General features: G+C 46.1%; 12 protein-coding genes. 4 read left to right on the plus strand and 8 right to left on the minus strand.

Going from position 1 to position 15082, the window contains the following annotated elements; genetic code table 11:
• Positions 1-259 precede the first annotated feature (259 nt).
• Complete coding sequence (locus QUA24_RS06340) at positions 260-1081, plus strand: SDR family NAD(P)-dependent oxidoreductase (protein ID WP_333228126.1); 822 nt, start codon at positions 260-262, stop codon at positions 1079-1081.
• Between the two features lie 598 nt (positions 1082-1679).
• Here the strand turns inward: QUA24_RS06340 and QUA24_RS06345 are convergent.
• Entirely contained in the window at positions 1680-4859 is a 3180-nt protein-coding gene (locus tag QUA24_RS06345) for a CHAT domain-containing tetratricopeptide repeat protein (RefSeq protein ID WP_333228128.1), read from the minus strand.
• 154 nt (positions 4860-5013) lie between these two features.
• Between QUA24_RS06345 and QUA24_RS06350 the strand changes: the two genes are divergently transcribed.
• Positions 5014-5277 carry a hypothetical protein gene (locus QUA24_RS06350; RefSeq protein ID WP_333028109.1) on the plus strand — a complete coding sequence of 88 codons (264 nt, stop codon included), beginning with the start codon at positions 5014-5016 and terminating at the stop codon, positions 5275-5277.
• A 43-nt stretch (positions 5278-5320) separates the two neighbouring features.
• Here the strand turns inward: QUA24_RS06350 and tsaB are convergent, their stop codons facing one another.
• From tsaB to QUA24_RS06365, 3 genes are all read right to left on the minus strand, one after another.
• A complete protein-coding gene (gene tsaB / locus QUA24_RS06355) occupies positions 5321-5980 on the minus strand; it encodes a tRNA (adenosine(37)-N6)-threonylcarbamoyltransferase complex dimerization subunit type 1 TsaB (protein ID WP_333228130.1) in 660 nt (219 codons plus the stop codon).
• A gap of 2 nt (positions 5981-5982) precedes the next feature.
• Positions 5983-7695 carry a serine/threonine-protein kinase gene (locus QUA24_RS06360; protein ID WP_333228132.1) on the minus strand — a complete coding sequence of 571 codons (1713 nt, stop codon included), beginning with the start codon at positions 7693-7695 and terminating at the stop codon, positions 5983-5985.
• Between the two features lie 204 nt (positions 7696-7899).
• Positions 7900-8148, minus strand: coding sequence for a Ycf34 family protein (locus tag QUA24_RS06365; protein ID WP_333212613.1), 249 nt, complete (start codon positions 8146-8148; stop codon positions 7900-7902).
• Positions 8149-8256: 108 nt separating this feature from the next.
• On the opposite strand from QUA24_RS06365, the gene QUA24_RS06370 reads away from it, so the two are divergent.
• Positions 8257-9507, plus strand: coding sequence for a CCA tRNA nucleotidyltransferase (locus QUA24_RS06370; protein WP_333228133.1), 1251 nt, complete (start codon positions 8257-8259; stop codon positions 9505-9507).
• Between the two features lie 260 nt (positions 9508-9767).
• Here QUA24_RS06370 and QUA24_RS06375 read toward each other — a convergent pair whose 3' ends face one another.
• The 4 genes from QUA24_RS06375 to QUA24_RS06390 form a co-directional block, all read right to left on the minus strand.
• The gene (locus QUA24_RS06375) at positions 9768-10115 is read right to left on the minus strand and encodes a DUF952 domain-containing protein (RefSeq protein ID WP_333228135.1); all 348 of its coding nucleotides are present in this window, start codon (positions 10113-10115) and stop codon (positions 9768-9770) included.
• Between the two features lie 19 nt (positions 10116-10134).
• Positions 10135-11727, minus strand: coding sequence for a CocE/NonD family hydrolase (locus QUA24_RS06380; protein ID WP_333228137.1), 1593 nt, complete (start codon positions 11725-11727; stop codon positions 10135-10137).
• A gap of 270 nt (positions 11728-11997) precedes the next feature.
• Positions 11998-12450: a cupin domain-containing protein gene (locus tag QUA24_RS06385; RefSeq protein WP_333228139.1), complete on the minus strand. Its 453-nt coding sequence runs from the start codon at positions 12448-12450 to the stop codon at positions 11998-12000.
• Between the two features lie 212 nt (positions 12451-12662).
• A complete protein-coding gene (locus tag QUA24_RS06390) occupies positions 12663-13433 on the minus strand; it encodes a cysteine hydrolase family protein (protein ID WP_333228141.1) in 771 nt (256 codons plus the stop codon).
• Between the two features lie 208 nt (positions 13434-13641).
• Here QUA24_RS06390 and QUA24_RS06395 point away from each other — a divergent pair, with 208 nt between their 5' ends.
• A complete protein-coding gene (locus tag QUA24_RS06395; RefSeq protein ID WP_333228142.1) occupies positions 13642-15051 on the plus strand; it encodes an amidohydrolase in 1410 nt (469 codons plus the stop codon).
• Positions 15052-15082 lie beyond the last annotated feature (31 nt).

A 15082-nucleotide genomic window follows, 5' to 3' on the forward strand; every position in this document is an offset into this window, starting at 1 on the left:
GAGGTTAAATGACCAGATATTTGACTGATTTCTGGCAAACCCAAAGTTTAGTTCAACTCACGCGCACGTTAGCGATTCAACAGTTTTTGGTTTTGAGTTAACCCCACAAGTAAATGAGGTCTATCGGAACAAGATAGCCTTTCCCAAAATTATGAATTATGAGTTGTTACCGCCAAAACATCCAACTCATAGCTAATAATTCACAACTCACAACTCATAACTCCGTGCCGCAGTGAGCATCTACCAAAAGGTTTAATCTATGCAACTTCAAGGAAAAACAGCTCTTGTTACAGGAGCTTCGCGCGGAATTGGGCGATCGATCGCCCTGGCATTAGCGAGACAAGGAGTCAAACGCTTGTTGATTGTGGCGCGCAACCGCAAGCAATTAATTGAACTGGCAGAGGAAATCGATGTTTTGGGCACAGAAGTAGTGCCGTTAGCTTTGGATTTAACTCAGTCAGTAGCGGTGAATATTGCGATCGCCCAAGCTTGGCGAGATTGCGGCCCGATTCACCTGCTAGTCAACTGTGCAGGCGTCGCCCACCAAGCATCATTCTTGCGTTCTCCGCTGCCATTAATCGAGGAAGAAATCGCCTTAAATTTGCTCGGAACCTATACAATTACCCGCTTGATAGCTCGGCGAATGGCGACTCAAAAAGAGGGAACAATCGTCAATGTTTCGAGCTTAATGGGCAAAATTGCCGCTCCGACAATGGCGACTTATTCTGCTACCAAATTTGCTATTTTGGGATTCACGCAAGCTTTGCGTAGCGAGTTAACTCAGTACAATGTTCGAGTCACAGCTTTGCTGCCCTCCCTAACAGATACTGACATGGTGCGAGACTTGGAACAATTCCGGTGGGTAGTGCCCACAACTCCCGAAAAAGTTGCCCTAGCACTTGTCGCGGGATTGCAGAAAGATGCGCCGGAAATCTTGGTAGGATGGCAAAGTCATCTAGCAGTTTGGTGTCACCGAATTGCGCCTTGGTTGCTGGATTTTGTGTTGCGGATGGCGACTCCCGAACTTCGCGATAAATCGCGGGGCCGCAAATTGCGGGAGGCTTTAGCTAGCGGGCGATAAACTTTTTTATGGGTGGGCTTTCCGGCCAAACCCCTACTCCCCACAAGAAAACTCATTCTTTGTGGAACGGGCATCTTGCCCGTTCCGGGCTCTTGGGCCGTTGGTGTCAACTTAAGCTGTCAGCCCGCCCACCCGGTAGTCCGCCCGCCCACCCGGTAGTCCGCCAGGGATTGAAATCCCTGTCTCATAGCGAAAGTCCTCTGAAAGAGGACTGAGAAGAAGAATTTTTGACGTTGCTGATTCACGGTAGGAATCAACTTTTCGCTTGATGTTACAAAACTCACCATACTTGTCTTATAGCAATTGGGAAATCTGAATTCCTACCTGTATTTAGCAACGCCCAGCAACGCCCAATTTTTAAACTCATTAGTCCTCTTCAGAGGACTTTAGCTATTAGACAGGGAATTCATTCCCTGTCGGATTGTCGGACTGTCGGATTGTCGGACTGTCGGACTATCAGACTGTCGGACTGTCGGACTATCGGACTATCGGACTGTCGGACTGTCGGACTACCGATTTAACGTTAAGTTGGCACCAATGGGTATTGCCGTGTCCCTAGAAGGGCTATGTACTTACTTACCAGCAAAAGTGCTGTATATCATTTCCACTCGCCCTGAAGGGTAAAAGCAGCCCAATAATAGGGAGATTTCCATTTTTCCTCCTGCATCATTTCGATCTGCGCCGCCCTCAAAGCTGCCGCCGGCGCTAACTTTTCTTGCACCATTTTTTGATAAAACTTTTGCATTAACACAGCAGTTCCTTCATCATCCACATTCCACAAACTCACCGCCACCCGCTGCGCCCCCGCATACATAAAACCCCTTGTTAATCCCACCATTCCTTCGCCTTTAACATTCTGTCCCATTCCCGATTGACAAGCACTTAAAACTACTAAATTTGCTGACAGTTTCAAGTTGAAAATATCGGTGAGGCGCAAAAAACCATTGACAAGATTGCCCTTTTCATCTACCATTGACATCACAATTCCTGACAGTTCGGGATTTTTGCTGTTCGCAAGGCCGTGGGTGGCAAAGTGAACGATTTGATAATTGGCTAAACTCCCCTCGGTAGCAGTAGTGCGACTAGCCTCAAAATCAAGTATTTCACTGCTAGAAGCTGAGGGAAATAAGCTGGATATTGTTTGGGCTTCTTGGCGGGTAAATGCGAGGCGTTCGGGCGGCCATTGCCGATTAGAAGCACGAAGTGATTGATTTAAACCGAGGTTATTTGCTTCTAATTTTTCTGTCGTTGCTTGGGTGATTTTTCCTTTAATTCTTTCATCGTCTGGACTGAAAACCGGATCGGCTAAAATTGCTAAATTTCGGCTGGGTGGTTTTCTATCTCCGTAATTTTGCCTGAGAATAGCGAGAGTTGAGGCAGAAGGCAGAGTGATAATTTCATGTTCAACAATTAAGGGAACATTGGTATTTTGCCCAGCAGTTTGGACAAGAGTTAAAGCTTGAAAAGGGGTATAGTGCAGCACGCCGTCGGGAACAATTAATAAGCGTTTGTTTCCTAATTTGGCTGCTGCGGGTTGTAAAATTACTTGACCCAGATTGGCACTCGCTTGGGCAACTTGTTGGGGAATTTCTCTCTGGATTGGGCTAGTTATTGTCTCTAGGAAGTCCTTAGCTGCTGTTTCAATGTCAACCTGTTTTGGCAATTCATAGCTGGTTAGTCCTGTGGATGTCACAACCCACAAATAACTGCGGTTTTTGCCGAGTGAATATTGCAATAAAATCGTGTTTTCATCGAGAATCTGTTTCTGAATTTCTGGCAGTGTTAAAGGTTGGGGCTGGGTAAGGGCAGCGTAGCGGGGGCTGGCGGTACGAATCTTGGTTTGAAGTTGCTGATATTGTTCCAAAAGTGCGAGGCGTTGTTTGTCGATTTCAGCGATTTTAGTGGGATTGGGGTTGGGGAGGCTGATTGTTTCAATGCGCTGCTTTTCAATGGCTTCGAGTTGCTGTTGCAAGCTCTTTTCTTGTTGCAGTAAATTGGGGTCAATGCCTTCCCGAATGTTGGCGTTACTTTCTTGGAGAAGTTCGAGGAGGCTGCGGGCCCTCGAACGTTCGCTGGCTTCTAAGGCTTTTGTATCATAACCGGATTTAGGATTAGTTTTATGCAGTTGCATTAACAAATCGATGTAGAGTTCGTAGTAGTTTTGTACTGTGGCAAAGTATGAGCTGCGGAGTTCAGGGCTGGCTATTTTGGTGCGGAGGTTTTCGATAATTTTGAGAGAGGATTCAATGTGATTGAGGCCTTCGGTAAGATTATTTTGGTCGCGTTTGACAGAAGCTATGTTGTAAAGGGTGAGAGCTTCCCCACCGCGATCACCTACGGCCCGTCTCAGGGGAAGCGACTGGCTGTAATACTCTAGCGCTTTCTGTTTTTCTCCCAAATCTGAGTAGACACCGCCGATATTGCCGAGGGTGTTAGCTTCCCCACCGCGATCGCCTACTGCCCGAAATAGGGGAAGCGACTGGGTGTAATACTCTAGCGCTTTCTGTTTTTCTCCCAATTCTGAGTAGGCTAAGCCGATGTTGTTTAGGGTGCGAGCTTCCCCACTGCGATCGCCTACTGCCCGACTCAGGGGAAGCGACTGGCTGTAATACTCTAGCGCTTTCTGTTTTTCTCCCAATTCTGAGTAGACTAAGCCGATATTGCCGAGGGTGCGAGCTTCCCCACTGCGATCACCTACTGCCCGAATTAGGGGAAGCGACTGACCCAAATACTCTAGCGTTTTCTGTTTCTCTCCCAAATCTGCGTAGACACTGCCGATGTTGTTGAGGGTGATAGCTTCCCCACGGCGATCGCCTATTGCCCGTCTCAGTGTCAGGGACTGGGTGTAATACTCTAGCGCTTTCTGTTTTTCTCCCAAATCATCGTAGACATTGCCGATGTTGTTGAGGGTGGTAGCTTCCCCCCCGCGATTCCCTACTGCCCGCGTCAGGGGAAGCGACTGGCTGTAATACTCTAGCGCTTTCTGTTTTTCTCCCAATTCTGAGTAAATACCGCCGATGTTGTTGAGGCTGCCAGCTTCCCCATCGCGATCGCCTGTTGCCCGTCTCAGTGTCAGGGACTGGGTGTAATACTCTAGCGCTTTCTGTTTTTCTCCCAAATCATCGTAGACAGTGCCGATGTTGTTGAGGGTGAGAGCTTCCCCCCCGCGATTCCCTACTGCCCGAAATAGGGGAAGTGACTGGCTGTAATACTCTAGCGCTTTCTGTTTTTCTCCTAAATTTGAGTAGACAGTGCCGATGTTGTTGAGGGTGAGAGCTTCCCCACGGCGATTGCCTACAGCCCGAAATAAGGGAAGTGACTGACTGTAATACTCTAGCGCTTTCTGTTTTTCTCCCAATTCTGAGTAGACATTGCCAATGTTGGTGAGGGTGACAGCTTCCTCACGGTGATCGCCGGTTGCCCGTGTCAGTGTCAGGGACTGGCTGTAATACTCTAGCGCTTTCTGTTTTTCTCCCAATTCTGAGTAGACTCTGCCGATGCCGGTGAGGGTGGTAGCTTCCCCTCGGCGATCGCCCGCTTCCCAATACAATTTTAATGCTATTTCAAACTGGACGATCGCACCTCTTTTTGATTCCGCTGTTCCTTGATTGTAGAGTTGTACTCCTTCTTTGAAAGCTTTTTCAGCAGCCTCGTTACTGTTACTTTGTGCTGTTTGTACGGTTTTGCCAATGGGTACGGCTGCGACCACTGGCTGACTTAACTGAACCGAAAGTGCGATCGACATACCAGCCAAAAACCATTGAGTGCGATCGAGCATAACCACCCTTTTTGTATTTTTGTCAATTTTACTTACTACTAGCCTGCTTAGTCTTAAGGCAGGAAGAAGTAAGGGCGATCGGCATTTTTGCTAGAGTGAACGAGTAGGTGCGATTCCCTGCGGGATCGCTACGCCGCGCGTACTTTTTCCCAGCATGAACAACATCCTAACTACCCCCGATCCTGTAACAACCCACTGGGATTGCCCCGAATGCGGCGGCACCGGTACTCTCAGCCCAGAAATTTGCCCTGTTTGCCTCGGAGCAAAATACATCGATCTCGCTACAATAACGAACTGGATGCTAGATTTTATGGAATCTCGCGGCTGCGATCGAGCTGAGATCGATCGATTGCGAACCGAAAGCCCAGACCCCCTAACATTAACTTTTTGCCTCGAAGTTTGTATCGCCCTTAAATAAACAATTTACCAATTACCAATTACCAATCCCCAATTCCCAATATTCAGTGTCCCTTAACCGGATGTTGCCCGTAAAAAGGCAAAGCATCCGACCAATCAGGACGACTTCCTTGTTTCCACTCCAAATAAGCCAATTCCAACACACTAGAAACCGACCAACCCAACTCGCTGCCAACTTCAATTAACTGATAGGCACTTTCCAAACTTTCCAACTTTTCATGCCACGATTCCGGTGTCATTACCGTATCAGTAAACACCTCAGTTACACCAAAATCTTTGTTAACTGAATAAAGTGCCCCAAACAATTGTCCCCGCTGTGCAGGCATTTGCAGCGCCATATCCTGATTTGAGATAAATTTTTTACTGCTGCTGCAAGCGACAGCCGCCAAAGTTGAAACCGCAAAAACCGGAATATCCAACTGTTGAGCCAAAGTCCGCGCCGTCACCATACCCATCCGAGTCCCCGTGAAACCTCCGGGCCCCTTCGCCACCGCAATAAAAGCCAAATCCGCCAAAGTTTGCGGCCCAATAAACTCGACTAAATACTGATGCAAATGAGTTGCTAAATCGCGATCCAAATTCCAAGTTTGGCAGCGAGAATCCCCAGCAAAATTGCTGATGGCTAAACCGAGTTCGCGACTAGCTGTGTGCAGGGCTAAGCCGTATTTTTTAACTGATGTTCCGTCTTGGGGATTGCTATTCACGATTACTGATAATTTTCCTTAACAAAAAACAGCGGCAAAGCCACAACTAAGCAACCCAAAAGAATGCCAAATATTCCCGTATTTAAAATCCTGGAATTACCCATACCCCCACTCACCAAAAACAGCACTACTAAACTTGCAAATAAATTTTTATTGGCAAATTCTTTGTGTTGGGAAACTTGATGCTTGACCGTCATAAAACCCGACGTAACTATTAGCGCAAACCAAGAATTAAAAATGACTATTTGAGAGCCAAAGATAAACCAAACTAAGGCAAACATTAGCGCATCTATCCAAAAATCCTGAGTTTTCAACTTCGGCAACCAAAATTCTTGGGTAGCAACAGGGGCGATTTTCTTGACTAATTGATTGTGTTGCAGCCGCACGAGTTTGTTTCTCAATTTAATCTTGGGATCGATTTGCAATATTTGCTTCCACTCCGGGCGGCGAGAATTGTTGACTCTTCCCAACAGCTTCACGGCTGCCACTTTATTTAACTGCAAATCGGTGAGTCTGGTGGCAATTATTTGAGATAAGTGCGGATAGTAAACGGGGTTATCTTCGGTTCTGTTGATGACGATATTGAGCTGTTGCTTGGCTTGACTGACTTGGATTGTAACATTGTACGGGGCGATCGCTTCTTGTAAAGCTTGCTGAATTTCGGCTTGCTGTTGGCGAGTGAAAAGCAACACACCGGGCGCAGGTGTAACCACCCGTTCTGCGGGCGTTTTCGGCGCGTCTAGCACAGGCGGTGCGTCTAAATACACAGGTTTGGGGTTCAAGTGCCGGATAACTGCTGATGCTGAACTGTAGCGCCGATTGGTGGCACTTTGGAGCATGGTGTCGAGGATGCGGCCGAAATCATCGCTAACAGCAGTCTTCAAATAATTTCGCCAAGCCCAAGAATCCTCTGTACTGTCGAACAAATCGAAGGGAGGAATTTCTGTCAGCAAGTGAATGCAGGTAACGCCCAAACTGTAGATATCGCTGGCAAAAACTGCTTTACCCATCAATTGTTCTGGGGCTGTATAAGCAGCACTGCCGATGATTGTACCAGTTGGCTGCAAGCCGTTTGCTGTTACTTTCTTAGCTGCACCAAAGTCTACTAAAACAATATCTTTTTGGAAAGGAGAGGGTTGATAGGAATTTTCTAAGGCGGGTAAAGGGGCAGGAGATAGGCGGCGGCGAATTATATTTTCGGGTTTGATATCGCGGTGAATGACTTTGGATTTGTGGACGAAGTGGAGCACTGGCAATAAATCGTTGAGAATTTGCCGAATTTGAGTTTCCGTGAATGCTCCTTTTTGTTCTAATTCTCTGGCTAGGTTTTTACCGTCTATAAATTCTTGTACTAAATACTGTCTCCCGTCTTGTTCAAAATGCGCGATTAATTCTGGAATCTGGGGATGTTTTCCCAAAGTTTCTAGCTGGGCTGCTTCTTGGTGAAATAGTTGAGCGGCTTTTTCGGCTGCGGTATTTTGCTGCAAAAATTGCTTGATTACGCACTGCGAAAAAATCAGGGGTTTGGTTTCATCAACTGCTAGAAATGTTCGGCCAAAGCCTCCTTGCCCGATCGGCTTTATGGTTCGGTAGCGAGATGCTGATGGTGTTTCTGCGTCAATAGTTAACAACAATTTTGATCCGCAACTTTGGCACAATTCTGCATCACCTAGGTTTTGCGGATTCTGACAAGTTGGGTTTAAGCAATAGCTCATTGGATTTTAGATTTTAGATTTTAGATTTTAGATTTGTAATTGGGAAGTGGGAATGGGGAATTGGGAATGGGGAATGGGGCATCTGGAATTGGTTATTGGTTATTGGTTGTTATCGCCAACCACTCACAAAAAACCTATAAAAAACAACAAATAGCAACCAACAACCAACAAATGACTAATGACTAATGACTAATGACTTCTTCCTTAAGTCGGGACGAGTTCGCCTGGCCGCAATTTTGCCCATTTGCCGGTCTCTTGCTTGAAACTCTGACACCCAACTACATCCCATTCCATTTCAATTTCGTCTTGGCGGGGACGGATGTTGACGTTGATGGTGGGTTCTACGGGGTCGAAATCGGGTGTGTCGGTGAGGTGAAGCTGTTCGTGCTGTTCTTCTACGGCGTGGTAGGTGAAGCAGCGGTCTACATAGTGGCAGTTAATACAAATACACATTCTTGATATCCTCTGTGCATTTCAAAAAGATTGGTGAAATTTGAGCTTTCTGTTAATCTAGCGTAGCAAGAGTTTAATTGTTTGTAAGGAAAGTAGATTTTTGTTGCGATGCCGATTAATTTGCCCTCTTCATTATCTCCTGATACTTGGCCGTTTGATTTGAAACTGCTGACACCGCCTGCTTATCTGGTGGGCGGTGCGGTGCGGGATGCGTTGCTGGGCCGCCGATCGCACTATTTTGATTTAGATTTCGTTATGCTAACACGGGCCGTGAAGACTGCTCGAAAAATTGCCGATCGCACGCAAGGTGGATTTGTCTTGTTGGATGCGGAACGCCAAATTGCGCGGGTGGTGTTTGCGGGCGGTACGGTGGATTTGGCGCAAGCGGAAGGGGGGAATCTGGAGGGGGATTTGCTGCGCCGAGATTTTCGGATAAATGCGATCGCCTACAATCCTTTTACAGAAGAAATCATCGATCCTTTGGACGGTCAAACTGATTTGCGGTTGGGTTTGCTGCGGATGGTTTCGCGGTCAAATTTGGAGGACGATCCGCTAAGGTTATTAAGAGCTTACCGCCAAGCGGCGCAGTTGGGTTTTGCGATCGAACCTGAAACTCAATCGGCGATTCGGGAATTGGCGCCGCTGTTGAGTCGGGTAGCGGTGGAACGGGTGCGGACGGAATTAGGTTATTTGTTGAGCAATCCTAACGGTGTTCCTTGGATTTGTCGCGGTTGCGAAGATGGTTTGTTTTCGATTTGGTTTGAAAGTGCGATCGACCGTTTTGATATTTTGACAAAAATTGATGCGTCTGCTGACAAATTAGCGGCAATTTACCCGGAATTAGGGAAGGAATTCGGGCGTCAGATTAGAGATACAATTAAAACGCCTTTGTTGGCTGTGGCGAAGCTGGCTATTTTGGCAGATTCCGACCCGACAATGGCTGAAACCCAGTTGCTGCGGTTGAAGTACAGCAATGCGGAGGTTAAAAGTGCGCTCGGGCTTTTGAAATACTTGCCCAAATTGCAAGCAAAACCTATCGCGGAAATGTCTTTGCGAGAACAGTATTTTTTGTTTCGGGATGTGGGAATAGTATTTCCTGTTTTAGCGGTTTTGGCGGTGGCGGCGGGAGTGGCGGTTGATGAGATTTCACTGTTAATTAATCGCTATCTGGATGCTGATGATATTATTGCTCATCCCACACAATTAGTTAGCGGCAATGATTTAATGGAATATTTGAAATTGCCCCGAAGTCCGCGCATCGGTCAATTTTTAATGGAGATTCAATTAGCGCGGGTTGAGGGGAGAATTGCGACTCGCGAAGATGCGCTGAAATTGGCGGCAGAGTTGGTTAATCAGTAAGTTTAAATTGATATATTGCAGAAATTAGAACGGGCAAGATGCCCGTTCCACAAGACACTTAATTGTATTGTGGGCAGTTACTCTGAGCAACGCCCTAAAAAGTTAGTATACAATGGTGCAAAATGTGCATATTAACTCGTATGTTGCACCATTGTCAGCAACAGGCAAGATGCCTGTTCCACAAAATATAAATTTTCTTGTGGAACAGGCACCTTGCCTGTTCATAAAAGGCTAAGTGACAATGGTGTAACATATGAGTATTAAACCACATATTTTAATTCTTCTGGTAATTCAAACTTGCCATCGGCGCCCGGTTCAAACTCAACAACTTTCAACACAGCATCAACATTCAGCGGCCCGTAAATGTGCGGGTAATTCTCACCCGCCGCCAATTCATACTTAAGTTCAGCTTCTACTTTGTCCGAGTCAATCCAAAGCAGCAGCAATCCTGTTTGTCCCACAAAAAATTTATTAGCAGATCTAAGAACTTGTGGCAGAGTCGAACAGTGGATAAATCCTTCAGTATCTAGCGTATCGCCGCGATAGGATTGAACTTGTTTTGCTTCTTCCCACTTTTGGCTGCGGGTGATGTGAAAAATAACGCTCATAGTTAGATAGGTTTTAGGTTTAATTGACAATTGGCAGCAAAATTTGAGAGGGACAATTCCCGCCACAACTTACTGTCAGCGTGATAATCTTAGCATCGATAGTCCGCGCTTCACCGCCCGGCGCACCCGTTCCCGGATTCACGTCGTAAGCGGGAAAACAAGCCGCACTCAAACTCAGACGCAACGCATTACCTTTCGCAATTTGCATACAAGTTGCTTGCAACACAATTATTACAGGTGTTTCACCTGAATTTACCCGCACGTAACCTTGAGTGAAATTGTAGACGCTGCCGCTATCTTTGACCTCCGAAAGTATGGCACACAAATCAAAACTCGGCGCATCGGCGGTACAAAATACTTCAACAATTATATCTCCTGCAACGTGCAAATCTGCTGTTAGCGGTGCCGAAGTGTATGTTAACACATCGGTGCGGCAGTCAATAGTCGATCGCTCCATCGCACCCGCAGGAAATGCAGCATGACCTCCCAAGGATGGCACCGGCCGCCAAGGGTCATGTACGAATATATCATCAGTGCAAACATCCGCGCACCTCTCTGTTAAAATACCCGCATCTTCTCTCATCGCGGCAAGTCCGGTACTTGCTAAAAAATAAGATTTATAATTATTATTAGGCCATTTATCAAATTTCCGCCAATCATTCCTCCCCATCTCAAATAGCGAAATCGGTCGCTCGTCTAATATTCCTGTATCAACTCCTTTCAGGAATTGATCGAACCAGCGAATTTGCAACTCATCCACCGGATTTGAAGCTGCAAAACCATAATCCAACGCTCCCACTTTTCGCCCCCAAGGTAAATGCGCCCAAGGGCCAATTATCAAATGCTGCGGATAGGAACTCCGGCTTGCCATTTCCTTGTAAAGATGGATTGTTCCCCGCAAATAAGTATCAAACCAACCACCCACGTGCAGCATTGGCAAGTCTACATCTTTGATGTTTGGCGATAATTTTTTCCAATACTCGCTCGGTCGATTATTATCCAACCAATCGTGATAATATGAGTCTGGTGCAAGCTTTTTAATAATTTCAGGACGCGCCGGCACGGTATCGTATAGCGGGAGATTTCTCGAATCTGCATATAAGGCTTGATAGGCAGAAATATCGCCTTTTAAGCGAGCGGTTTCTGCGGCTAGCTGAATTGCCCAGCCGAGATTTGATTGCAGACAAAACGCGCCGCCTTCATAAGCCCAATCAGTGTATAAATTGCCGCCTACCATTGCCGGACAAATTGTGATTAAAGCGCTCGGTTTAGCACCCGTCGCGTAGAGTTGAGTCATGCCTTGGTAAGAAAAACCGTACATTCCGACTTTGCCGTTACCCCCCGGCAAATTAGCAGCCCAATTGACGCTATCAAAACCGTCTTGTGTTTCGCTAACAAATAGGTTAAATTCGTCTTCGGAAGTGCCGCGTCCCCGCACGTCTTGGATGACAACAATGTAGCCGTGTTTGGCGTACCATGCGGGATGGGAATATACTAATGTAGAGGCGATCGCCCTTCCGTAAGGTTGCCGCATTAACAATACTGGAAATTCGCCTTCCGCATCGGGGCGGTAGATGTCAGCATCTAAACGCACGCCATCTTTAGTTAGCATTGACGCTGTTTCTTTCGGACAAAGTTTCAGCATAAATCCTAAAAAATATCAACTAAAAAAGTTTGTAGTAACTGACATCTTGCACCATTCTCGATAAGCATTTGATGAATAGGCAAGATGCCTGTTCATCAATAAAATTCATCTCTTGTGGAACAGGCATCTTGCCTGTCCGTGAGAATGGTGCAACATCTCAGTAGTAAGGGCTTGAGGTTTTTCTTTAAGGACTCAAGTCCTTACTAGAAACCTAGGAATCAAGTCCTTACTACAAACCTAACATGGTACGAGTACATCCGATCGCCCAAGAACTCTCATATCTTCCTCATCGAGTTCGACTGGTGTACCGCTGCGAATTAGTTCCACAAAATCCTCATTCGGCACCATGATGCACAAAGCGTACAAACGTTCATTGCCCGTATTTTCAATTACGTGAGTACCCGTTGGAGGCACTAACACACTATCTCCCGGTTGAATACTAACTGTTTTGCCGTCGCAGGTTGCTTGCCCTTTTCCTTTGAGTACAAAAAACATTTCTACTGCGAATTGATGGCGGTTGGGAGGAGTTTTGCCCCCCACATCGAAAATCTCCACGCAAACTGTTAATGAAACATTAGCTATTACCGGATCGAAGACGATCGCTAATCTATTAGTATCGCCCGGACTGATGCGAAATGCTTGGTAGTCTTTGGGAGACTTTATAACAGGAATCACGCACTGGTTTGTCATTTTTTTTATTGTTAGTTGTCAGTGGTTATGTTTCTGTTGTCATTAGTGAGAATCCAGAGTCATTAGTCCGCCGCTCAACCTCCAAAGTTTATTAATTTCACAGGAGAGTTCGCTGTCAGAGCAGGAAGCGAGATATAGGCTTTGCTGTGCGGGATTCTCGCACTCCTAAAAAACGCTTTTTATACTCCAGACGGATACTCCCCTGATGGCTGCTATTTAATTGCTTCTAACATAGCCTGAGAATCCGACAAAAAGCCAAAACATTGTTTAACGTTATAAAGAGTAGCTTGCCAGCAATAATCGGGAGATGTCGTAGCTGTACAATCTTTGACTAAAATACAGTCGTAACCGAGGAAATTAGCATCTTGCAGCGTAGCCATGACGCACTGATCGGCGTTTACTCCTCCGAAAAAAAGTGTAGTTCTGCCGAGGTTCCGCAAGATACTATCTAAAGGAGTATCCCAAAAGCCGCTCATCCGATATTTATCAACGCAAATATCCTCCGGTTTGGGTTTTAATTCATCCACAATTTGCGCTGCCCAACTCCCTGCCATCAGTACAGGTGCGTTGTTTTTTGGCAGCGGATCTCCCAAACCTACGCCGGATCCTGTGGGATTGTAAACGTGACGGGAAGCTGCACTAATATTGAGCAAATCGGGGCGGTTTCCCCAGTTTATCCAAATAATGGGTACTGCGTGCGATCGCAATTTTGGCAGTAAATTTGTTAAAGGATTAATTGGAGTTCTGGCGGGCGTTACATCTACGCCAATATGTGCTAGCCAACCGTCGGGATGACAGAAATCGTTTTGCATATCTATCACCAACATTGCTGCTTTTGCTAAGTCCAAACGCAGGGTTTTAGTTTCTGTTTCCAGGGTAACAGGTTGAGGCGCGATCGGCGATCGGGTAATATCGGCAATTTTGGCATCAACTTTCCAAGCATTCGGCGGTACGCCCAAAGTGCGAAGAGAATCAGGATTCATATTGATTTTGACTCAAAAACAATTTCAATCTTATAACTATTTGATTGTCACTAACTTGTCATATCTTAAATCTTGGTTATAATTAAGTATCAGCGGCAACTATTTGAGAGTTTTTATGATTTATTAACTTTATACAGGCGACCGCCAATGTTAGCGCCGTGGGATCATACATTAAAAATTAATATAAATTTACAAAAAGGGTAAATCTATGAGCTTTACAATTCAAAATGCTTTAATTCCGGTTGATAGCGGTTATGAAACCGCAGATGTGCAAGTGGTGGATAATTGCATAAGCGCGATCGCCCTCAATTTAGAGCCTGCGGGAACAGTTATCGATGGCAAAAATAAGCTGCTACTGCCCGGTTTTGTCAACGCGCACACTCACTCTTCAGAAATGTGGCAACGAGGCATCATTCCCCCTTTGCCCCTAGAGTTGTGGATTGCCGAATTGTACGATTTTACACCTCTCGATTCCGAACAAGTTTATTTGAGTGCCTTGGGAACTGCGGTAGAAACATTGCTGTCGGGCGGTACAAGCGTAGTCGATCATTTAGTTTTGATTCCGGGGCAAGAATTAGAAACAATCGCCGCAGCAGTTCGCGCTTATCAAGAAATCGGCATCCGCGCTTTTATCGGGCCGTTAATTCAAGATGAATCCCTGACAGCGGGAATGCCTTCTGGCGATAGCGGCATCGAACACGCGGCTTACATTCGATCGACCAATGCCACTTTGGAATTAATGGAAACAGCCATAAAACAGTTTCAAAATCCCGAAAAAGGTGTTAATATATTATTAGCGCCGACGGGAATTCAACTGTGTTCCGATGCTTTGTTTGAAGGCTGCATCGAATTGAGCGATCGCTACAACCTTTGTCGGCACGCCCACCTCTTGGAAACCGCCGCTCAAAAACAGTTAGCTCACGAAAAATACGGCTGTAGTGCTGTCGAGCACCTGCAAAAAATTGGTTATTTAAGTCCCCGAACTTCCTTAGCACACTGCGTTTGGCTGGACGATTCCGACATTGCGATTATGGCAGAAACGGGAGCGACAGTCGTACACAATCCTCTCAGCAACTTGCGCCTGGGAAGCGGAATTGCACCGATTTTGAAATACCGTCAAGCGGGAGTTAACGTATCTTTTGGCTGCGACGGCGCTGCTAGCAATGACTCTCAAGATTTGCTGGAAGCGCTTAAAATTGGTTCGATTTTGCACAATATCACGGATTTGGATTACCGCCAATGGATTACACCGCGCCAGTCTGTAGAAATGGCATCTATGGGAGGAGCAAAAGGCTTGAATGTCGCCGATGAAATGGGTTCGCTGACAGTCGGTAAAAAAGCAGATTTTGTGCTGTATGATTTAACCAGTTTATCATTGCTGCCGCGCACCGATCCGATCGGCTTACTAATATTAGGACGCCCGACTAATGCGGTAGACAGCGTTTGGGTAAACGGCAAGCAAATTGTCGCCGAAGGTAAGGTGAAAACGATCGATGTTGATGCTTTGAGGCGGGAACTATTCGATTGCAGCGAGTGGACTAGCAAGCGTCAATCGCAAACGGTGAGCGAGATTGAAGCGCACTATCGCCAAGTGATGAAACTGCAAGGTTACTCTTAAAAGCTATCTTTTCTCTTCCTATAAACAGTTA

The organism is Microcoleus sp. Pol12B5 (genome assembly GCF_036701335.1).
Taxonomy (GTDB): domain Bacteria; phylum Cyanobacteriota; class Cyanobacteriia; order Cyanobacteriales; family Microcoleaceae; genus Microcoleus.